This is a genomic window from Pseudotamlana agarivorans (genome assembly GCF_018860245.1).
Classification (GTDB): Bacteria; Bacteroidota; Bacteroidia; order Flavobacteriales; family Flavobacteriaceae; genus Pseudotamlana; species Pseudotamlana agarivorans_A.
The window spans coordinates 36,724-58,044 of record NZ_JAHKPD010000018.1; the positions used below are offsets into that span (position 1 = coordinate 36,724).

Here is a 21,321-nt window from a genome sequence, read left to right on the forward strand (position 1 = left end):
ATGGAGCATAATTTAGCAGTAGGATTAGACATAGGAACCACAAAAATTGTGGCCATGATAGGTCGTAAAAACGACTATGGAAAGTTAGAGATTTTGGGCATAGGTAAATCCAAAAGTTTAGGAGTTCATCGTGGAGTAGTTAATAATATTACACAAACCATTCAGTCCATTCAACAAGCCATTCAAGAAGCAGAAGCTGCTTCAGATTTTAAAATAGAAGATGTTACTGTAGGTATTGCAGGGCAGCACATTCGTAGCTTACAACATAGTGATTATATCACGAGAGCAAATTCGGAAACTGTTATTGATGATGAGGATATTGATTTACTCATCAATCAAGTGCATAAGTTAGTGATGCTTCCAGGAGAAGAAATTATTCACGTTTTACCTCAAGAATACAAAGTTGATGGGCAAGCGGAAATAAAAGAACCTATTGGTATGTATGGCGGACGTTTAGAAGCTAATTTTCATGTTGTTGTAGGTCAAGTATCGTCTATTAGAAATGTTGGACGTTGTATCAAAAGTGCCGGGTTAAACCTTGAAGGTATTACGTTAGAGCCTTTAGCTTCATCAAACGCTGTATTAAGTCAGGAAGAAAAGGAAGCAGGTGTAGCTCTAATAGATATAGGAGGTGGAACTACCGATTTAGCCATTTTTAGAGATGGAATTATTCGTCATACCGCAGTAATTCCTTTTGGAGGAAATGTGATTACCGAAGATATTAAAGAGGGGTGTTCTATTATCGAGAAGCAAGCCGAATTATTAAAAATTAAATTTGGTTCAGCTTGGCCCGGAGAAAATAAGGACAACGAAATTGTTTCAATCCCAGGTTTAAGAGGAAGAGAACCAAAAGAGATTACACTTAAAAACCTTTCCAAAATTATTCACGCACGTGTTGTAGAGATAATAGAACAGGTATATGCCGAAATTAAAAATTACGGTCACGAAGAACAAAAGAAAACCCTCATTGGTGGTATTGTTTTAACCGGTGGAGGAAGCCAGTTGAAACACTTAAAACAATTAGTAGAATATATAACAGGAATGGATACCAGAATAGGGTATCCAAACGAACATTTAGCTGGAGATAGTGATGAGGATATTACAAGTCCGCTATACGCGACAGCTGTTGGTTTAGTATTGGATGGTTTAAAACGCCAAGAAAGAAAAAAAATAGAGCAGCAGGAAGAAGAAATTGTTGTTGAAGAAAAGGTTATAGAAGAAATGCCTGAGGATGTTGAAGAGCCTGTAGTGCAAAAGCCGAAGGAACCACGTATTTCATTTCTTGATAAGTTAACCGATCGTCTTAAAAATTTTTTGGACGACGCCGAATAAATAAAGTGAAGAAGTAACAAAATTGTCTAGTCAGCAATTTTGATAATGTTGCCGCGAGGCGCATATTGATCCATAGAAAAAATATTAAGTACAAACCCTAGTAAAGCAGAATTTATGAGCAGCAATGAAAAATTCGAAACAAACATTTCATTTGATCTACCCAAAAACAGGTCGAATGTTATTAAAGTAATTGGCGTAGGAGGTGGCGGTAGTAATGCCATTAACCACATGTTCCAACAAGGTATTAAAGGCGTAGATTTTTACGTATGTAATACAGACTCTCAAGCCCTTGAAAATAGTGGAGTCCCAAACAAGATACAATTAGGTGTACATTTAACCGAAGGGTTAGGTGCGGGTGCTAATCCAGAAATCGGAGAGCAATCGGCGGTAGAAAGTGTAGAAGACATCTCTCAAATGTTAGATTCAAATACTAAAATGGTATTTATCACAGCTGGAATGGGAGGAGGTACCGGAACAGGTGCAGCTCCTATAATTGCTAAAATGGCAAAAGACAAAGACATTTTAACGGTTGGAATTGTAACGATGCCTTTTCAGTTTGAAGGTAAAATGCGTTTGGAACAATCTCAAAAAGGTATCGAAAATTTAAGAAATGTTGTCGATTCATTAATTGTGATAAACAATAATAAACTTCGTGAAGTTTATGGAAACTTAGGTTTTAAAGCTGGATTCTCTAAAGCAGATGAAGTTTTAGCTACCGCTGCTCGTGGTATAGCCGAAGTTATTACACACCACTATACACAAAACATCGATTTACGTGATGCAAAAACAGTATTAAGTAATAGCGGAACTGCTATTATGGGATCTGCTTTAGCATCTGGCCAAAATCGTGCTCAGGATGCTATTAGAAAAGCGCTTGATTCACCGTTATTAAATGATAATAAAATTACTGGAGCGAAAAAAGTATTGCTGCTAATCGTTTCTGGTGCACAAGAAATTACCATTGATGAAATAGGTGAAATTAATGACCATATCCAAAGTGAAGCAGGACATAGTGCCGAAATTATTATGGGTGTTGGTGAAGATGACGCTTTAGAAGAATCAATTGCTGTAACAATTATTGCTACGGGGTTTAATATTGAACAGCAAGATGAAATTTCTAATACTGAAACCAAAAAAGTGAAACATGTTCTTGGTGAAGATAAGGAAACAGAAACTCAAGAAAAAGAGCCTGTTGTTATCGCTCCAACTATAGAAATGCAAGCTAAAATAGAAACGCCTAAAGTGGTGCGTCATACATTAGATTTGGATGAAGAAACTCCAAAGCCCGTGCAGCAGACTCCTAAACCAGAAGCGTCAAAAAAAAATATTGATTTAATCCCTACTTCAGAGTTGCTAAGAAATATTGGAGTGACTTACGAAGAGGTAACGGATAAGGTTGATGATGTAGATGAAGATGATTTCATCATTAGTCCAGTGTCACGTTATACTCCTGAAGTTTCCGAGGAAAAGGAGATCGAGGTTGTTTCAGATTTTGTAGAAGATGAGAAGCAAATCACATTAACTTTCGATATGCCAATTTCACCGAAGCAAGAAGTTTCAGAGGTGGTAGAAGAAGAGGTTGAAGAAGTTATTTCTCATGATTTAATGAGTGATGATGTTAAGGATATTTCAGTGAATGATTATGTAGAAGTAATTTCGGTTACAGAAACTAATGAAGGAGGTGATATTCGTTATGCTTTAGATGATTATGATGACACCGAATCTTCAAAAACAAAAGCACAGCAAAAATCGAGTGAAGTTCTAGAACAAGAGGATGAAGATATCGTTTTTGAAAGAAAAGTAGTTGAGAAACCAGTTTCTCAAGAGGAGGAAGTAGATGAGGTGGACCCAATGAATACTCCAATTTCAGAACTTTTAAAGGATCGTGCGGAAGAGCGTAGACGTAAAATGAAAGACTTTAATTATAAGTTCAATAGTTCTAAAATAGACGATATCGAAAAAGTACCGGCATATAAGCGTCAAGGTGTGAATTTAAACGCAGCCAAGCATTCGTCTGAAACAGATAGATCAAGAACAAGTATTGGTTTTGATGATAATGATGATATTCAATTGAGAAGCAACAATTCTTTTTTACACGATAATGTAGATTAATATTAGTTGACTAACTGAGCGTGAAACCCGAAAGGTCTAAAATTTGCTTTTCGGGTTTTTTGTGGTATAAATTTACATTATGATAGATGTGAGAGCATGTTTTTTCTTAGTATATTCGCACACAAATAGGTTGAGAAAATGAGTTTACAAGCAGAAATAATGACGGCTTTGAAAGAAGCAATGAAATCAAAAAATCAAACAGCTCTAACAGCGTTACGTGCTGTGAAATCTGCGATTTTATTGGCGCAAACAGAAACCGGAGCCAAAGAAGAATTAACTGAAGAGCAAGAGTTAAAAATTCTTCAAAAGCAAGTGAAACAACGTCGTGATAGTGCAGCTATATATTTAGAGCAAGATCGTGAAGATTTGGCAGCTCCAGAATTAGCTGAAGCCGATGTGATAGCTCAATTTTTGCCAGAAGCACTATCTGAAGAAGAAATCACCAAAGTAGTTGATGAAACCATTTCTAAATTAGGTGCTGTGGGCATGAGAGATATGGGGAAAGTTATGGGTGTAGTGAATAAAGAATTGGCTGGAAGGGCTGATGGAAAAACGATTTCAAATGTAGTTAAGGCAAGACTGTCTTAAAGTTCTATAATCATTATAAAATAGATACCGTGTCAAGCGCGGTATTTTGGCTGCGTAGTTCAACTGGATAGAATATCAGATTTCGGCTCTGAGGGTTGGGGGTTCGAATCCCTTCGCGGTCACAAAACAAAACCTCAACTAATTGTATATGAATTAGTTGAGGTTTTTTGTTTTTAATACCTGTAATGGAGATTGCTAATTCGATTCTCAATAAGATGGGAGTGTAATGTTCTTATTCAAATTATTACCCCTTTTCTTCAATCTACTGAATTAATCCACAAGAAGTATTAGTACCTCTTTCGTGGTTTCATATGAATGATGAACAGCTTTAAAAGTTACTAAGTTTGTTTTGCATTAATAATTAACGAACAAATTCCCTCTATAATTTTGTAACTTTAACAGAAAACCATTGAGATGTGTTTTCAAACTGCACAAATCCAAAATACGCACCAATTAGAAAGAAGATATAGAAAAGAGTTGTCTGATAATTCTTTGCGTTCTTATTTTGATAAACCACAGTACCACTTAAACGGATTCACACATCCCAACATGTTAGTAATTCCGCAGCAAAAACCAAATGTTTTGGCACCCGGAGTTTGGGGAATTGTGCCAAAGCATAAATCTAAAGAGGAAATGACGCCTTACTTTAAGGAGTCTTTAAAATATGGAAGCGGATTGAATGCCCGTTCTGAAAAGGTTTTTACCCATTTTATTTATAAGGATGCCATAATGGAGAATCGTTGTATTATTCCAGTATCTGGCTTTTATGAGCCACATGATTATCATGGTAAAAAGTATCCTTATTATTTTAAACAAAAATCGAATAGCTCCTTGGCTTTAGCGGGCTTGTATACGGTTATAGGTAGTTACATTACTTTTGCAATTCTCACAAGGGCAGCCTCTCCTTTCTTCGCCAAAATCCATAATAAGAAAAAAAGGCAACCTTTAATACTAAATGAAGTGCATACCCAAGAATGGCTCAATAATAATTCGAGCGAAAAGGATATAAATGATATTTTAAATTACACTTTCCCTGAAAATCAATTAGAAACTTACCCAGTAAGCAAAAACCTTTATAACCCTAAAGTCGATAGTAATACTCCTGATATAATCAATAAAGTGTTTTATCCGGAGTTAGATGTTAAAAACAACACGAACCATTTATTATTTTAAGCTATGCCAACAATTTTAGACCAACCACCCTTAGAAGTGACCCGAAATGTGGAGCTTCTCAAATTAGATTTAAACAAAAAGTTGCCGTCTAAAAAGTTAGACGAAAATTTGCTTATTGCCAGTTGGAATATCAGAGCATTTGGCGATTTAACAAGAAAATGGGAGAGTGAATCTATCGATAGTCCGAAAAGGGATCTACACGCCGTTTTATGTATTTCCGAAATTATAAAACGGTTTGATGTTATTGCTATTCAAGAAGTAAAAGCCAATATTAGAGCTCTAAGAGATACTCTAAAAGTTTTGGGTTCTCACTGGTCACTTGTTTTAACTGATGTTAATAAAGGAGATGCTGGTAATGGCGAACGTATGGCTTATTTATTTGATACCCGCCGCGTGCAACTATCAGGGTTAGCGGGCGAGCTCGTGGTGCCTCAAGAATGGTTAAATACAGTGTCTCAAGACGCCTTAACCGAACAATTTGTACGGTCTCCTTATGCCGTAAGCTTTAAATCCAACCAACAAACTTTCATTCTGGTGACTTTACATATTTTGTACGGCAAAAAATCGAAGGATCGAATAAAAGAGCTGAAAGGTATTGCGAAATGGTTAAGTGATTGGTCAAAAGATATTAATGCCTACCATCAAAACATCATTGTGTTAGGGGATTTTAATATCGATAAGCGCGGTGATTTGTTAGATGAAACCTTTTTATCGGAGGGGTTATTTGTTCCGCCCCAACTTCAAAATAATAATGTGACTAGGTCTATTTTTAATAAAACTAAATATTACGATCAAATAGCCTGGTTTAATGGGAAGAATAATAAGCCGAGACTAACTATGGACTTTATAAATGGTGGGAATTTCGATTTTATTAAAACGGCCTTAGTGAATAGAGACTTATCTAAGCAAAGTTTATCTTTTTTTATTTCCGACCATTACCCTTTATGGGCCGAGTTTAAGCTTTAACCCTTATTAGTATTGAAAGATTTATTTAAATGTTTACTTGTTAATTATAGCAGAGCTTTATTCAAGAGCGTATTTTTAAATCCTGATTCTATATAGTTTTAACACAATTAAATTGATGTTAAACTTAAAGCGGGGGGGTATTTGGCTTTAGTAGCTAACCGAAGTCAGCCCAAAACTTTCGTTGTCTACATTTTAAGTGCTGCTGGGTCTTATATTATTAAAGTACCCTTAAATAGGTTTCTTAAGCGATGGATTAGACCATGAACTGCCATACTTCATTATTTTGGTTGAACTGTAGGTGTTAATTTTCCTAAAGTGAAGACGTGTTATATTATTTATTTCAAGGTGTTGATTTCGTTTTTATAAATGAGCCAATTAGTTCTTTTGTGAAAAATGCCTTATTATTGGTGTTTAGTAATTTATATGAATTTACCCATAATCATACAAGATGAAAACCTGACGGGCCAAATTATTTTGGGCGTATTATTTGCCATACTGTTTTACATGATATTACATTTTTTTGTTAAAACCTTAGAAATGGGGTACGTTTTACGTAACATGAAACCTTGGTACACGCACTTCTATCTGTTACGAAAAAATTTAAATAAAAATCAAAAGCAAGTTTTAAAAACCAGTTTCCCGTTTTATAATAAATTGGACAAAAAACGTCAAGGCTATTTTGAACATCGTGTAGCTTGTTTTATAGAAGATAAAAACTTCATTGGAAGAAATGGTTTCGTTATTACCGATCAAGTTGAGGTTTTAATTTCTGCAACAGCAATTATGTTAACATTTGGCTTTAGAGATTTCTATATTGGTATTATTTCAAAAATTATCGTTTATCCAGAGGCCTATTATTCAAATATCAATAAAGCCTTTCACAAAGGAGAGTTTAACCCAAGGTTGAATACGCTTGTTTTATGCTGGAAAGATTTTAAAAAAGGTATAGACATCGTTGATGACAATATAAATTTAGGCATTCATGAATTCGCACATGCTATACACATAAATAGTATTAAAGAACGAGATATAAGTTCGACTATCTTTAGCGATTCTTTCAAAGAACTTACAGAACTTCTTCAGGATCAACCAGATTTACGTACTAATCTTATCGAATCACATTATTTTAGGAAATACGCATTTACCAATCAATTTGAATTTTTGGCAGTAATAATGGAGACTTTCATAGAAACACCAGCAGAATTTAAATCGAAATTTCCAGAAGTTTACAGTAAAACCAAGCAAATGCTCAATTTTCACTTTACGGGATATTAAAATTGTTCGGCATGGAAAGTGAAAGTTATGATGTCGTGTTATCGAAGCATTACGCTAATCATCTCCAAAAACTAGAGCACGAAATTTCACAACGTCTTCAAGCTGAAAGCAATCTAAATTAATAGTTTTAGTCTGTGTTGTTTTCTTTCTCATTCATATGAATAATATGAGCTAAATTTTTTACTAATCTGTCATGTTTCTTAACAAAGGGGTTTGTTTCATCCCAAACGTAGCCTGCTAAAACAGCACAAATTTGTTTTTTTATTTCTGGGTTTTCAGGTCTGTGGAAAAATAAAGTTTGTAAGTTTCCAGTATACCATTCTTTTACATAGGTGGCAAAAACGTTAACCCCTTTCATGATATAATCGCTATATTCTACTTGCCAATCTACGCTTTGGTTATTCAGTGCTTTGTCTATTAGTTTGGCAGCTTTTAGAGCGGATTCTGTGGCAAAAGTTACTCCAGATGAAAAAACAGGATCTAGAAATTCGGCGCTATTTCCGGTTAATACATAACCTTTGCCGTATAATTGGGTTACAGATTTTGCATAGTTTTTAATGCTGATGGGGTTAAATTTGAAATCAACATTTTCAAAGCGTTTATGGTAATATTTGGAAAGTTTCAACATGTTTTCCATGTCGCCTTCATAAGATTCAATAAGCTCTGTTTTACCCACGAAACCAATGCTTGTATCGCCATTTGAAAATGGAATCACCCAAAACCATGTATCGCGATCAAGAACGTCAAAAGTAATTAATGTGCCTTCCTCGCCATCAGGTCTATTGATATCTTTAACGTGAGTGAACATAGAGGAGTGTTCAGGGATTGAAGAAGGCTTGTCTAACCCTAAAAGTCTAGGGAGTACTCGGCCATAACCACTAGAATCAATGATGAAATTTGCCTTTATGGTGTATTGTTGTCCGTTTTCATCTTTGATATTTGTAATCGATATGCCGTTGTTGTCTATTTGAGTATCCACAACTTCATGTTCAAAGCTAAGATCAACGCCTTGTTTTTTTATTTCAGTAGCTAATAAATCATCAAAATCGGCGCGTGGCACCTGCCAAGTCCAATCCCAACCTGCGGTGTGTTTTTTACTAAAATCGAAGTTACAAACAATGTCGTCTCTTAAAAATCGGGCGCCTCTTTTTATTTCAAAACCGTGATTTTCTAAAACATGTAATAGGCCTGCTTCTTCAAAGTGTTCCATGCATTTGGGTAGTAAACTTTCGCCAATTACAAATCGTGGAAATTTACTTTTTTCTACCACTTTAACTTTTACACCTTTTTTATTAAGATAGGCAGCTGCAACGCAGCCAGAAGGTCCCGCTCCAATAATTAAAACATCAACTTCTATTTGATTTGATTTCATATGAGACTAATTATATATATCAGTAGATTGCTAATTCAAAATTAAGGGAAATTTAGGAATACAAAGAGACGAAATACATATTATTAAAAATAAACCGTTCATTATTTATTATGGAATGTTCAACTAATTAAATTAAAAAATATAAGATATAGTTGCGGTTTGAATTTTTAAGCAGTAGGTCTACTTATTTTGATAAACTTCTTTTAGGTTTTAAGCTTACTGTGTTTATGTGTAATTGCTTGGTTGTAAGTGTTTTTAGGAGAATTAACGATGCGTTTTAAGAATTAGTTTTTATATTTACTGGTGTATTTTCTTTCTCCCTCAAAATTGATAGTGTTAAAATGATAAGATCAATAGAAAAAAATTAACGTTAAAATTATTTAATTATGAAATCAACAACACTTTTAGGCGTATTTCTATTATGCGCCTTTTTTAGTAATGCACAAGAATTAGCTTTAGCAAGTATAGATGATAAAGCTGGATATTTAAATAAAACTGGAGAATGGGCCATTGAAGCGAAGTTTAAATCGGCCAAAAGTTTTTCCGGTAACCTGGCCGAAGCTATGAGTGATGATAAAAAATGGGGATATATTAATCGAGCAGGTGAATGGGTTATTCAGCCTCAATTTGATAAAACCAAAGCTTTTAATTCGGGGTTTGCCATCGTTAATAAAGACAAGGCATGGTTTTATATTAATGAAAAGGGAGAGCAGGTTTTAACCAATGTTCAGACCGATAAATATTATGATTTTCGAGAAGGAATGGCTATTATAAGAAATGGTGATTTTGTTGGGTTTATAAATACAAATGGTGAAGTTGCTGTTACCCCAAAATTCAAAAAAGTGTTCGGTTTTGTAAATGGTTACGCTAAAGTTTTAGAAAATGATAAATGGGGTTTAATCGATAAAACAGGTGCCTATTTTGTTAAAACGGCGTATGACGGTGTTAGTAATTATTATCATGGTAATGTGGTGGCTCGAAAAGGCGATGTGCATGGTCTAATCATCAATGGTGTGTTTAAACCTGTTGAAGGTGCTGAAAAAATTTGGGATTTTTCGATTAACAAAAATATTGCTTATGCTAAAAAAGATGACAAAGTTGGTTTTATTAACGAAAAAGGAGCCTGGATAGTTAAACCAGAGTTTGATAAGGTAAGAGCTTTTGTAAATGGATTAGCGCCGGTTTATAAGAATAAAAAATGGGGTTGCATTAATACTTCAGGCGAGGTCGTTGTACCATTTGAATTTGATGACTTAGAGATTTTTAGTCCAGAGGGTTTGGCGCCGGCTAAGGTAAAAAAAGACTGGGGCTTTATTGATAAATCTGGGAAATTGGTAATTGAAAATAAATATGATATATCTTCTTTTGGTTTAAGCATGTTTGATAAAAATGCTGTAAAGGGTTTCGTAGACGGTTTGGCACGAGTGAAATTAAAAAAGAAATGGGCTTTTATTGATACTAAAGGCAAGGTGTTAAACGATACGTGGTATGAAAATTTAGAACTGTTTAAATAAAAGAAAAAAAGTGATTTGACGTTATTTTATATCGTCACATTATTTATTAATTAGCTGGTAATTAGAGGTGTGCGTTTTTTGGATTTGTTTGTGGTGTAATTAAATTTAGATACGAAAACTATAGGTGAAAAAAATGATGTATTTTTGACAATCTCATTAGGAATTATAGCCCCAAATTATTAAAAAGTAATACTTATTTGAAATGGATAAAGCGCTTATTGTTGAAAAAATAAACGACTTTCTTGTTGATGAGTTTGAAGTTGAAGCAAACGATATTACTCCTGAGGCTAACCTAAAAGAAACCTTAGATCTTGATAGTTTAGATTTTGTTGATCTTGTCGTGGCCATCGAATCTAATTTTGGTGTAAAAGTTAAAGGTGAAGACTTTATAAATGTTAACACGCTCGAAGATTTTTATAATCTAATTGATAATAAATTAAGTTAATAGGATCAATGTTAAAGGAGTGGCGAGGGAAGTCGAGGGGGACCGTATTTGGTTATAAAATTTTTGTTTTTTGTATTAAAAAGCTAGGATTAAGGTCGGCTTATTTTGTTTTATATTTTGTTTCCTCGTATTTTTTCTTTTTTGCTTGGGGAAATACCCGAGCGAATTTTGACTACTTCAAAAAGAGGCAGAAATTTTCCACTTTAAAAAGCATCCTTAGCATCTTTAAAAGTTATTATGTTTTCGGACAAACAATTATAGATAAGATTGCTATTTCATCTGGGTTAAGGGATAAATTTACATACCATTTCGATGGAGGAGAGCTCATCAATGAAACACTTAAAAATAAAAAAGGAGGTATTTTAATTAGTGCCCATGTTGGGAATTTTGAAATTGCAGAGCACTTTTTTGGTGAATTGGAAGAAAAAGCCGCTATTAATATTTTAACTACAGACGCCGAGCATTCCGATATAAAAATTTATCTAGAATCCGTAACTAGTAAACCCAACGTTAATCTGATTTTTATTCAAGAGGATCTTTCTCATATTTTTGAGATTAACGCCGCGCTAGCGAGAAACGAACTGGTTTGTATTACGGGCGATCGTTATGTGCCGGGTTCAAAATATTTGTCTGAATTATTTTTTAAAGAAGAAGCTGCATTTCCGGCAGGTCCTTTTTTAATATCTTCACGACTTCGTGTTCCTGTTTTATTTGTTTACGTTATGAAGGAAACACGAACTCATTATCATTTATATACAAGAAAGGCTGAATTTGAACAAAGGGATGCCAAGGCACTATTAAAGGAGTATACCGAAAGTTTAAGTTGGATATTGGGGAAATACCCTTTACAATGGTTTAACTATTTTCACTTTTGGAATACTCATAAAAAATAATTCTTTTGAAAAATATACTAGTCATTCATTATTCTCAGTCTGGGCAACTTACCGAAATTTTACAAAATATAGTTGCACCATTAAAAGAGGATTCCTCTATTCAAATAGACTTCCATAATATAAAAATGGTTGAAGATTTCCCTTTTCCTTGGACTAAAGAAAAGTTTATGGGTGTTTTTCCTGAATCATTTCTTCAAGAGCCAGCTAAGATACACCCTGTTTCTCACGAAATATTAGATAAAAATTACGATTTAATTATTCTGGGCTATCAGGTTTGGTATTTAACACCATCAATTCCAATAAATTCATTTTTAAAAAGTACCGATGCTAAAAAGTTATTAGCTAATACACCAGTGGTAACTATAAGTGGTAGCAGAAATATGTGGATTATGGCGCAAGAAAAAATGAAGCGTCAGTTAAAAACATTACAAGCTCATCTTGTCGGCAATATTGCTTTAGTTGATAGACATATTAACCATATTAGTGTAATCACTATCGTACAATGGATGATGTCTGGTAAAAAGGAAAAGTATTTAAAGGTTTTCCCTAAACCAGGGGTGTCACAAAAAGATATTGATGAGGCAACAAAATTTGGTAAGGTAATTTTAAATCATATATCATCTAATGATTATGGTGATTTACAAGAAAATTTGCTAAAAAAAGGTGCAGTAAAAATCAAGCCATTTTTAATTATAACCGATAAACGTGGTAATGCTATTTTTAGTAAATGGGCTAAGTTTTTAAAGTCTAAAGGGGAAATAAATGATGATAAACGTAAGTTTTGGGTCAAGTTTTTCACGAAATATTTGTTAATTGCCATTTGGGTCATTGCTCCTATTGTTTTTATCTTATTTTTGCTAACCTATTTACCTTTTTATGGGAAGATTAAGAGAGAGAAGATGTATTACGAATCGGTAGCATTAAAATAGAAGATTTTTAAAAGTATGAAAGACGTTTACATTACAAGAATATCCAAGTTTTTACCAAATAAACCTGTTAGTAATGAGGAGATGGAAGCTAAGCTAGGAATGCTTAATGGTAAAGCCTCAAAAGGGAGACGTATTGTTTTACGAAACAACAAAATTACTACAAGATATTATGCCATAGATGATCAAGGCAATATCACTCATAATAATGCAGAATTAACTAAAAACGCTGTCGAGAACCTTTGTGATGAAGATTTTAAATTACAAGATATCGAACTTTTATCTTGTGGCACTTCTAGTCCAGATCAAATATTACCTTCACATGCAGCCATGGTTCATGGTGCGTTGAAAAATGGAAATTTAGAGATAAATTCACCTTCAGGTGCTTGTTGCTCAGGGATGAATGCTTTAAAATATGGTTATTTATCAGTGAAGTCTGAACAGACTAAAAATGCTGTATGTACCGGTTCCGAAAGAGCCTCATCATGGTTAATGTCTCATACTTATGAGGAAGAAATAAAGCAATTACAAACTTTAGAAGAGAATCCTATTATCGCTTTTAATAAAGATTTTTTGCGCTGGATGCTTTCCGATGGCGCCGGTGCTTTTTTATTAGAAAGTGAACCAAAAGGCAAACTACCGTTAAAAATTGAATGGATGGAAGGCTACTCTTATGCCTACGAAGTCGAAGCTTGTATGTATTCCGGTGGCGATAAACAAGACGATGGTTCTTTAAAATCTTGGAGCGATTATCCTTCTGCCGAATGGAGTAGAAAATCACTGTTTGCGCTAAAGCAAGATGTTAAATTGTTAAGCGAGAATATTCTAGTTAAAGGTGTCGATAGTTTTAAAATTGCTGTGAAGAAGCATAACTTAAACCTAAGTGATGTTGATTTTTATTTGCCTCATATTTCTTCATATTATTTTAAAGAAAGCTTATACAAGGAAATGGTTGATAATGGTGTGGAGATTCCTTGGGATAAATGGTTTATGAATTTAAGTAACGTTGGAAACGTAGGCGCTGGATCTATTTATCTTATGTTAGAAGAACTGGTGGATTCTGGTAAGCTGAAAAAAGGAGATAAAATTTTATTATCTGTACCCGAAAGTTCTAGGTTTTCCTATGCTTACGCTTTGTTAACAGTTTGTTAGATTATGATGAAGCAACAGTTACCTCTTAATCAGATCGGGCATTTAATTCCGCAAAAAACACCATTTATTATGGTGGATACTTTATTAGAGTTTTCTGCTGAAAATGTGGTCTCAAGTTTTTTAATTTCAAAGGATAACTTATTTATAAGTAATAGTGAATTATTAGAGCCTGGATTAATTGAAAACATGGCGCAATCTGTGGCTTTGCATACAGGGTATGACTATTTTTTGAAAGGTGAGGCAGCACCTACGGGGTACATAGGTGCTATAAAAAAAGTGGAAGTGTTTGGGCTTCCAAAGTTAAATGATAGAATAACTACTCAGGTTAAAATTCTTCATGAGTTCATGGGGGTTACCATGGTAGAAGTCGCTGTTTTTAACGAAGAGAATGAGAGACTCGCACAAGCCGAAATGAAAACAGTAATTGCGACTGATGACTAACATTCAATCACTTGATATAAAAAAATTTTTACCTCATAGGGCACCATTTTTAATGGTTGATTCGGTGATTACCATTGATGATGAACATGTGGCGACTTCATTTAAAATTCGTGAAGATGATATTTTTGTAGTCGATGGTGTTTTTAGTGAAGTAGGACTTGTTGAAAATGCAGCGCAAACATGTTCTTCCATAGTAGGGAAAAGCTATTTTGCTGAAGATGATATTGAAGGTGAGAGTACCAAACTTATTGGGTTTATTAGTGCGATTAAAAGTGTCAAGGTAAGTGCATGTCCAATTGTTGGAGAAACCATCCGATCCGATGCCCATTTAGTGTCTCGATTTGATGCAGACGATTATAGTATTTGTACGCTATCGTGTAGGGTTTCTGTTGCAGATAAAGAATTGCTATCTTGTATTTTGAATTTATTTATTCAGAAAATCAATTAATATTTGGTTATGAAAAAACGCGATGTACCTCAGGATAAAAGTAATTTGGAGTCGACCAACTCTAAGGAGTTGTGTTATGCCGTTAATGACGATGGTGAATATACAACTGCTCACAGTTCGGGATGGGCACCAAAAACAATTGCCCTAGATAATGCTATTGCCGATATTAATGAGCGTATTGAGGACGCAAAACAAAAAGTGTTAAACCAGAAGTCTAGCCCATTAGAATATTACATGGAAGTTCATAAAATGGACATTGGGATTTTAGCGAGCTATGTAGGGTTATGGAAGTGGCGTGTAAAGCGTCATTTTAAACCTATGGTGTTTAATAAGTTATCAAATAAAATACTTCAAAAATATGCTGATGTTTTTGAAATTACTATAGAGGAATTAAAAAATATTAAGCATGGAAATTAACTTTACGCATCACCAATCTGCGCATTGCGAGAATGGTGTGGTATCTAATTTAATGAAGCATAATGGCTTTAATGTTAGTGAACCAATGGTTTTTGGTATCGGTTCTGGACTGCTATTTTGTTACATTCCTTTTTTAAAAGTTAATCATGCGCCAGCCATTACTTACAGGGCCATGCCAGGGGCTATTTTCAAGCGTTTTGCAAAACGTGTTGGGATAAAAATTGATCATGAAAAATTCAAAAGCCCCGAAAAAGCAAAGATAAGATTAGATGAAAATTTAAAAAATAATAATCCAGTAGGGTTGCAAGTAGGGGTATACAACCTTGAATATTTTCCTGACGAGTACCGTTTTCATTTCAATGCACATAACTTAGTTGTTTATGGCAAACATGAAGATAAATACTTGATTAGTGATCCAGTAATGGAATCGGTGACTACTTTAACCGATAAACAACTTGAGAAAGTAAGGTTTGCTAAAGGTGCTTTTGCTCCAAAGGGTCATATATATTACCCAACAGGATTCCCAGAAAAATTAGATTTAGAAGGTGCGATAGTAAAAGGCATCAAGCATACGTGCAACGACATGCTGGCTCCCATTCCTATTGTTGGTGTTAATGGTGTTAAAATGGTTGCTAAACTTATTCGTAAGTGGCCTAAAAAGAAAGGGGTGCGAAAAGCAAACCATTACCTAGGACAGATTGTTAGAATGCAAGAAGAAATAGGAACTGGTGGAGGTGGTTTTCGCTATATTTATGCCGCATTTTTACAAGAGTCAAGTAAGATTCTTAATAATGAGGCGTTAGGTGAACTTTCTAAAGAAATGACTGTCATTGGAGATTTATGGCGTGATTTTGCCCTTGATGCATCGCGTATTTACAGAAATAGAAAGGCTAAAATTGATGCTTATAACGATGTGGCAACACAGTTAGAGGTTATCGCAGAAAAGGAAAAGGTGTTTTTTAAAAAATTAAGAAAGGCCATATAATATATGATTAACATTGAACAAATTTCTAAAAAATATAAATCTGCTGAATCTTATTCGGTCAAGGATTTAGATTTGTTCATTGCTGAAAAGGAAATTTTCGGACTTCTAGGTCCGAATGGAGCAGGGAAAACCACCTTAATTTCCATGTTATGCTCACTTATAAAACCGACTTCTGGAGCCTTCACAATAAATGGCCTAAACTACAAAAACAATAAAAATCAATTAAAGCAACTTATAGGTATCGTGCCGCAAGAATACGCTTTGTACCCAACGCTCACCGCTTTTGAAAATTTAAAGTATTTTGGAAGCATGTATGGACTAAAAGGGAAAAGTCTTGATGATAAAATTAACGATAAACTAGATCAATTGGGTTTGTTGAAATTTGCTCATAAAAAAATAGAAACATTTTCAGGGGGAATGAAAAGGCGTATAAACTTAATTGCAAGTTTGCTACATAATCCTAATGTGTTGTTTTTAGACGAGCCTACTGTTGGGGTCGATGTACAATCGAAAAATGTGATTATTGATTTTCTTCAGAATTTAAACAAAGAAGGCGCAACGATAATCTATACATCACACCATTTAAATGAAGCGGAATCGTTTTGTACCCGGGTGGCCATCGTAGATCAAGGTCAACTTATTGCAAAAGGAAAACCTGCAGAGCTTATTAAGAGTCAGGAAGGAGCTCAAAACCTAGAAGATGTGTTTTTAGGGTTAACAGGTAAAGGTTTAAGAGATAGTGCATAAACTTTGGGCATCAACATATAAGGAGCTTTTGCTATTAAGTCGCGATATTGGTGGTGTGGCTATTTTGTTCGTGATGCCGTTGGTTTTAATCATAACCGTTACGCTTATTCAGGATAGTACTTTCAAAACGATTTCAGATACTAACATTCCTATATTATTAGTTAATAATGATCAAGGAGACGTTTCAGAAATTATTGAAAATGGACTTGAAACGTCAAATGCTTTTGAAATTATTTCTGATAAAACAGAAGCTGAAGCTAAAGATTTGGTTTATAAAGGCACCTATCAATTGGCAATTGTTATTCCTGAAAATTTATCTGTTGATTTAGAGCGTAAGGTTAATCAGAATGTAAACGCCATTATAGCAAAGTTCGGATTGGAAGACACCACGGAGGAGGCACCTGTAGAGATATCGAAAAAAGAAGTTCGACTTTACTTTGATCCTGCTACTCAAGAATCCTTTAAATCTTCAGTAAAAAACGGTATCGATAAAATGGTTTCTAAAATAGAAACGGAATCCATTTATAAAGCTTTTCAGGAGCAATTCACCGACGACCCTTCAGAAGTCATTTTTGATACTGAAAACTTCATTACTTTTAAAGAAGTAGTAGCCAAAAGTGGTGAGAAGGAACTATTACCAAATTCGGTGCAGCATAATGTGCCAGCTTGGACGTTATTTGCCATATTTTTCATTATTGTGCCACTTTCAATTAATATAGTAAAAGAAAAAAGCCAAGGTACATTTGTACGATTACGTACCAACCCTGTTTCCTATACCACCGTTTTGGCTGGTAAAACACTAGTATATTTAGCCGTTTGTATTATTCAATTTATTTTGATGCTTTTGGTAGGGATATTCGTTTTTCCTGAAATTGGTTTGCCTACATTGGATGTGTCAGGACGATTACCGTTACTCTTGTTAGTAACAATTTTTACAGGATTAGCAGCAATTGGTTTAGGGCTGCTTTTAGGAACTATCGCGACTACCCAAGAACAATCGGCACCTTTTGGAGCCACTTTAGTGGTTATCCTTGCGGCACTTGGCGGGGTTTGGGTTCCTGTTTTTATCATGCCCAAAATAATGCAAGTTTTATCGAATATTTCACCTATGAATTGGGGGTTAAATGCCTATCTTGACATCTTTTTAAGGCATACCGGAATCGTTGAAATTCTTCCTGAGTTAGGATTGTTATTCTTGTTTTTTATTGGAACGACATCAATTGCCATAATTTATAATGAAAAGAAAAATGCCGTCTAAGTATAAAAAAATAGAACATACAAGTCAGGTACGCGTTCGCTTTGTTGAAACAGATCCTTTAGGGATTGTTTGGCATGGTAACTATATTCAATATTTTGAAGATGGTAGAGAATCCTTCGGAAGGAAACATGGAATCTCCTATTTAAATCAGAAAGATCATGGTTTTGCGACACCTATTGTAAAATCCAGTACCGATCATAAAAGACCACTGCGTTATGGTGATGTAGCAACCATAAAAACGATCTATGTGGATAACCCTGCCGCAAAAATGATTTTTAGGTACGAAGTCTATAATCAAGATGAAGATTTGGTATGCACGGGAGAAACGGTTCAGGTCTTTGTTGATGATATTGGTAGAGGCGAATTATCACTAAATATTCCAGCGTTTTTTTTGGAGTGGAAAAAACAAGTTGGACTCATATAAATTGAAGATTCTATAAGCATTGAGTAAGGTTCACGTTTCATATAATAATATTGTATCTGCGCTTGGGTTTTCAACCGATGAGGTTGTTAAAAACATTGCAGCCGGTCAGTCGGGTTTAAAAGTTATTGACGATAAAAAGATATTCCAAGCCCCCTTTTGTGGTGCTTTAGTCGATACCGAAAAATTACAAATGGCTTTTGATGAGCTTTCACCTATATATCAATATACGCGTTTGGAACAAATGATGATCACTTCTTTGAGTGATGTTATAAAAGCTTCAGGGATTAAATTAAACGATCGTGTCGGACTTATAATTTCGAGTACGAAAGGAAATATTGATGTTTTTGAAAAAAACAATTATTTTGATAATCATCGTGCTTACCTCAGTAAATTAGGAAATCAAATAAACGCTTTTTTTAATTTCAAAAATGAAGCGATTGTCGTTTCTAATGCCTGTGTTTCTGGTATTTTGGCAGTTTCAATTGCGAAACGCTATATAGAACATGGTGTTTATGATCATGTATTTATTACTAGCGGCGATATAGTAAGCAAATTTACCTTGTCGGGATTTCATTCTTTTCAGGCGTTAAGTAAAGCGCCTTGTAAACCATATGACGCCAATAGAATAGGAATAAACATTGGGGAAGTTGCAGCTTCGGCATTAGTAACAAATAGTGAAGCACATCTTTCAGAAGATGCGGTTACCATTTTAGGTGATGGCTCCAGTAATGACGCCAACCATATTTCTGGTCCTTCCAGAACAGGGGAGGGGTTGTATCGAAGTATGAAATCCGCTTTTAAAGAAGCTGGAATATCATCCAGCGAAATCGATTATATTTCGGCACATGGTACTGCCACGCTATTTAACGACGAAATGGAAGCGATTGCTTTTAATCGTATGGGGTTAAGTACGGTTCCGCTTAATAGTTTAAAAGGTTATTTCGGACATACATTAGGGGCCTCGGGGCTTTTAGAAACTATTGTCGGGATGCAATCATTAAAAAATCAAACAGTATATAAATCGGCTGGTTTTGAAACTTTAGGGGTGACACAACCGCTAAATATTATTGAAAAAACAGAAGAAAAGCCGTTGCAAATATTTTTAAAAACAGCCTCAGGTTTTGGAGGTTGTAACACAGCAGTAATATTCAAAAAATCTAAATAAAACATGTCAAATCAAAGTATTAAGGCTATAGACGCTATTCAGGAAGCTCAAAAAATCGCTTTTGCACCATTTGTTTTTCAAGCTGTTGTAGCCTTGAGAAAACTAGGCGTATTTCAACTCATATTTGATCGTAGAAGAAAGGGAGGGATAACACTTGAAGCGCTTTCAAAAGAATTAGGCATTAGTGCGTATGGCATTGGTGTTTTATTAGAAATTTCAGAATCATCTCAAATCGTTAATCAGACTGAAACAGGTCATTTTGAATTAACTACAACAGGGTATTTTTTGGCTTTTAACGAAACCGTAAATGTGAATATTAATTTCACAAATGAGGTTTGTTACAAAGGACTTTTTCATTTAGATGAATCTATTAAAAGTGGAAAACCAGAAGGTTTGAATGAACTTGGAGAATGGAATACCATCTATGAAGGTTTATCACAATTAAATCCGTTACAACAGAAATCTTGGTTTGAATTCGATCACCATTATTCCGATGATATCTTTAGTGATGCGGTTAAATTTGTCTTTGAAAAAGAGAGAAAAAACATCTTCGATATTGGAGCAAACACAGGGAAATTCACCATTAAATGTTGCCAAAGCAATAATGATGTTCATATGACTATGATTGACCTGCCTGGGCAATTAAATAAGGCTTTAAAAAACGTGAAAGATGCTGGTTTTGAAAACCGCGTAACAGGCCATGAAATCGATTGGTTGTCTGAAAATCCACAAATTCCAACTGGTGCAGATACCATTTGGATGAGTCAATTTTTAGATTGTTTTTCAAAAGAAGAAATCTACAAAGTATTGAAAACATGTGTAGATGCTATGAATGATGATGCCGAATTAATTATTGTTGAAACTTTTACAGATAGACAGAAATTTGATAATGCTAAGTTTATTTTAGAAGCCACTTCCATATATTTTACGGTGTTAGCCAACGGGAATTCTAAAATGTACAAAGCGACAGAATTTATGGAAATCGCAGACCAAGCAGGTCTAGAGTTACAAGCAGATATTGCATTTGGTGAGTACCATACCATGTTTACATTCAATAAAAAGTAAGATGTCACAATCGTATAAAATAAAATCATTTTGTCATATTGAGGATAACAAATTATCTCTTAATGGACAGGTTTTATATGCGGATGGTTCAGATACATTTACTGAATTTATAAAAGCAGCCTATAAATCTGAAAACACAAAATATTCGAAGTTTTTTAAAATGGATAGTTTGAGTAAACTCGCGTTTTTGGCCGCCGATGTTTTATTAAAAAACGAAAATTATACAACAGACGAAGAACAAGATATTGCCATTGTTTTTTCTAATAAATCTTCCAGTCTAAATACCGATAAAAAACATCAAAGTACGATTGAAGATGAGTCAAATTATTTCCCCAGTCCAGCGGTATTTGTTTATACATTACCTAACATTTGTATCGGGGAGATTAGTATAAAATATAAATTGAATTCTGAAAATAGTTTCTTTATCTTTGACAGGTTTAATGCCCTTCATTTAAAGACTTATTCAGATATTTTACTATCGAAAAACAAGGCAAAAGAAGTGCTTTGTGGATGGGTAGATTTTGAAGATGAAAAAGATTATAAAGCTTTTTTATATTTGGTTTCTTCAGAAGGTGATATAGACAATAACGAACACAAAATTAACAAATTATACAATATTTAAT

General features: G+C 34.4%; 22 protein-coding genes and 1 tRNA gene. 22 read left to right on the plus strand and 1 reads right to left on the minus strand.

The window, feature by feature from the left end; translation table 11 throughout:
- The 7 genes from ftsA to KO493_RS11125 all read left to right on the plus strand — a co-directional run bounded on the left by ftsA (nucleotide 1) and on the right by KO493_RS11125 (nucleotide 7,446).
- Complete coding sequence (gene ftsA, locus KO493_RS11095; protein WP_216068039.1) at nucleotides 1-1,332, plus strand: cell division protein FtsA; 1,332 nt, start codon at nucleotides 1-3, stop codon at nucleotides 1,330-1,332.
- 114 nt (nucleotides 1,333-1,446) lie between these two features.
- A complete protein-coding gene (ftsZ, locus tag KO493_RS11100; protein ID WP_216068040.1) occupies nucleotides 1,447-3,444 on the plus strand; it encodes a cell division protein FtsZ in 1,998 nt (665 codons plus the stop codon).
- Between the two features lie 138 nt (nucleotides 3,445-3,582).
- Nucleotides 3,583-4,032 carry a GatB/YqeY domain-containing protein gene (locus KO493_RS11105; protein WP_216068041.1) on the plus strand — a complete coding sequence of 150 codons (450 nt, stop codon included), beginning with the start codon at nucleotides 3,583-3,585 and terminating at the stop codon, nucleotides 4,030-4,032.
- A 48-nt stretch (nucleotides 4,033-4,080) separates the two neighbouring features.
- A tRNA-Arg gene (locus KO493_RS11110) sits at nucleotides 4,081-4,154 on the plus strand.
- A 292-nt stretch (nucleotides 4,155-4,446) separates the two neighbouring features.
- Entirely contained in the window at nucleotides 4,447-5,205 is a 759-nt protein-coding gene (locus KO493_RS11115; RefSeq protein ID WP_216068043.1) for an SOS response-associated peptidase, read from the plus strand.
- Nucleotides 5,206-5,208: 3 nt separating this feature from the next.
- Nucleotides 5,209-6,171: an endonuclease/exonuclease/phosphatase family protein gene (locus tag KO493_RS11120; protein WP_216068045.1), complete on the plus strand. Its 963-nt coding sequence runs from the start codon at nucleotides 5,209-5,211 to the stop codon at nucleotides 6,169-6,171.
- Between the two features lie 537 nt (nucleotides 6,172-6,708).
- Entirely contained in the window at nucleotides 6,709-7,446 is a 738-nt protein-coding gene (locus KO493_RS11125; RefSeq protein ID WP_252723219.1) for a zinc-dependent peptidase, read from the plus strand.
- 127 nt (nucleotides 7,447-7,573) lie between these two features.
- On the opposite strand, the gene KO493_RS11130 is transcribed toward KO493_RS11125, so the two are convergent.
- Nucleotides 7,574-8,818 carry an NAD(P)/FAD-dependent oxidoreductase gene (locus KO493_RS11130; RefSeq protein WP_216068047.1) on the minus strand — a complete coding sequence of 415 codons (1,245 nt, stop codon included), beginning with the start codon at nucleotides 8,816-8,818 and terminating at the stop codon, nucleotides 7,574-7,576.
- A gap of 386 nt (nucleotides 8,819-9,204) precedes the next feature.
- Here KO493_RS11130 and KO493_RS11135 point away from each other — a divergent pair, with 386 nt between their 5' ends.
- The 15 genes from KO493_RS11135 to KO493_RS11205 all read left to right on the plus strand — a co-directional run bounded on the left by KO493_RS11135 (nucleotide 9,205) and on the right by KO493_RS11205 (nucleotide 21,320).
- The gene (locus tag KO493_RS11135; protein WP_216068048.1) at nucleotides 9,205-10,332 is read left to right on the plus strand and encodes a WG repeat-containing protein; all 1,128 of its coding nucleotides are present in this window, start codon (nucleotides 9,205-9,207) and stop codon (nucleotides 10,330-10,332) included.
- Between the two features lie 202 nt (nucleotides 10,333-10,534).
- Nucleotides 10,535-10,777 carry an acyl carrier protein gene (locus tag KO493_RS11140; RefSeq protein WP_216068049.1) on the plus strand — a complete coding sequence of 81 codons (243 nt, stop codon included), beginning with the start codon at nucleotides 10,535-10,537 and terminating at the stop codon, nucleotides 10,775-10,777.
- Between the two features lie 8 nt (nucleotides 10,778-10,785).
- A complete protein-coding gene (locus KO493_RS11145; protein ID WP_216068050.1) occupies nucleotides 10,786-11,670 on the plus strand; it encodes an LpxL/LpxP family acyltransferase in 885 nt (294 codons plus the stop codon).
- Between the two features lie 5 nt (nucleotides 11,671-11,675).
- On the plus strand, nucleotides 11,676-12,599 hold the full coding sequence (locus KO493_RS11150) for a dialkylrecorsinol condensing enzyme DarA (protein WP_216068052.1): 924 nt from the start codon (nucleotides 11,676-11,678) through the stop codon (nucleotides 12,597-12,599).
- 15 nt (nucleotides 12,600-12,614) lie between these two features.
- Nucleotides 12,615-13,748 (plus strand): beta-ketoacyl-ACP synthase III, encoded by a 1,134-nt coding sequence (locus tag KO493_RS11155; protein WP_216068053.1) that lies wholly within the window; start codon nucleotides 12,615-12,617, stop codon nucleotides 13,746-13,748.
- A gap of 3 nt (nucleotides 13,749-13,751) precedes the next feature.
- Entirely contained in the window at nucleotides 13,752-14,189 is a 438-nt protein-coding gene (locus KO493_RS11160) for a hypothetical protein (protein WP_252723220.1), read from the plus strand.
- The gene (locus KO493_RS11165) at nucleotides 14,182-14,637 is read left to right on the plus strand and encodes an ABC transporter permease (protein WP_216068055.1); all 456 of its coding nucleotides are present in this window, start codon (nucleotides 14,182-14,184) and stop codon (nucleotides 14,635-14,637) included. The genes KO493_RS11160 and KO493_RS11165 overlap by 8 nt, the downstream gene beginning before the upstream one ends.
- 9 nt (nucleotides 14,638-14,646) lie before the next feature.
- Entirely contained in the window at nucleotides 14,647-15,054 is a 408-nt protein-coding gene (locus KO493_RS11170; protein WP_216068057.1) for a hypothetical protein, read from the plus strand.
- Nucleotides 15,044-16,039, plus strand: coding sequence for a BtrH N-terminal domain-containing protein (locus tag KO493_RS11175; RefSeq protein WP_216068059.1), 996 nt, complete (start codon nucleotides 15,044-15,046; stop codon nucleotides 16,037-16,039). The genes KO493_RS11170 and KO493_RS11175 overlap by 11 nt, the downstream gene beginning before the upstream one ends.
- A gap of 3 nt (nucleotides 16,040-16,042) precedes the next feature.
- A complete protein-coding gene (locus KO493_RS11180; RefSeq protein WP_216068060.1) occupies nucleotides 16,043-16,786 on the plus strand; it encodes an ABC transporter ATP-binding protein in 744 nt (247 codons plus the stop codon).
- Nucleotides 16,779-18,044: an ABC transporter permease gene (locus KO493_RS11185; protein ID WP_216068061.1), complete on the plus strand. Its 1,266-nt coding sequence runs from the start codon at nucleotides 16,779-16,781 to the stop codon at nucleotides 18,042-18,044. Before KO493_RS11180 ends, KO493_RS11185 begins: the two co-directional genes overlap by 8 nt.
- Entirely contained in the window at nucleotides 18,022-18,468 is a 447-nt protein-coding gene (locus KO493_RS11190; RefSeq protein WP_216068062.1) for an acyl-CoA thioesterase, read from the plus strand. The genes KO493_RS11185 and KO493_RS11190 overlap by 23 nt, the downstream gene beginning before the upstream one ends.
- 19 nt (nucleotides 18,469-18,487) lie before the next feature.
- Entirely contained in the window at nucleotides 18,488-19,633 is a 1,146-nt protein-coding gene (locus KO493_RS11195) for a beta-ketoacyl-[acyl-carrier-protein] synthase family protein (protein WP_216068063.1), read from the plus strand.
- A 3-nt stretch (nucleotides 19,634-19,636) separates the two neighbouring features.
- Entirely contained in the window at nucleotides 19,637-20,698 is a 1,062-nt protein-coding gene (locus KO493_RS11200; RefSeq protein WP_216068064.1) for a class I SAM-dependent methyltransferase, read from the plus strand.
- A 1-nt stretch (nucleotide 20,699) separates the two neighbouring features.
- Nucleotides 20,700-21,320 (plus strand): 3-oxoacyl-ACP synthase, encoded by a 621-nt coding sequence (locus KO493_RS11205; protein ID WP_216068065.1) that lies wholly within the window; start codon nucleotides 20,700-20,702, stop codon nucleotides 21,318-21,320.
- Nucleotide 21,321 lies beyond the last annotated feature (1 nt).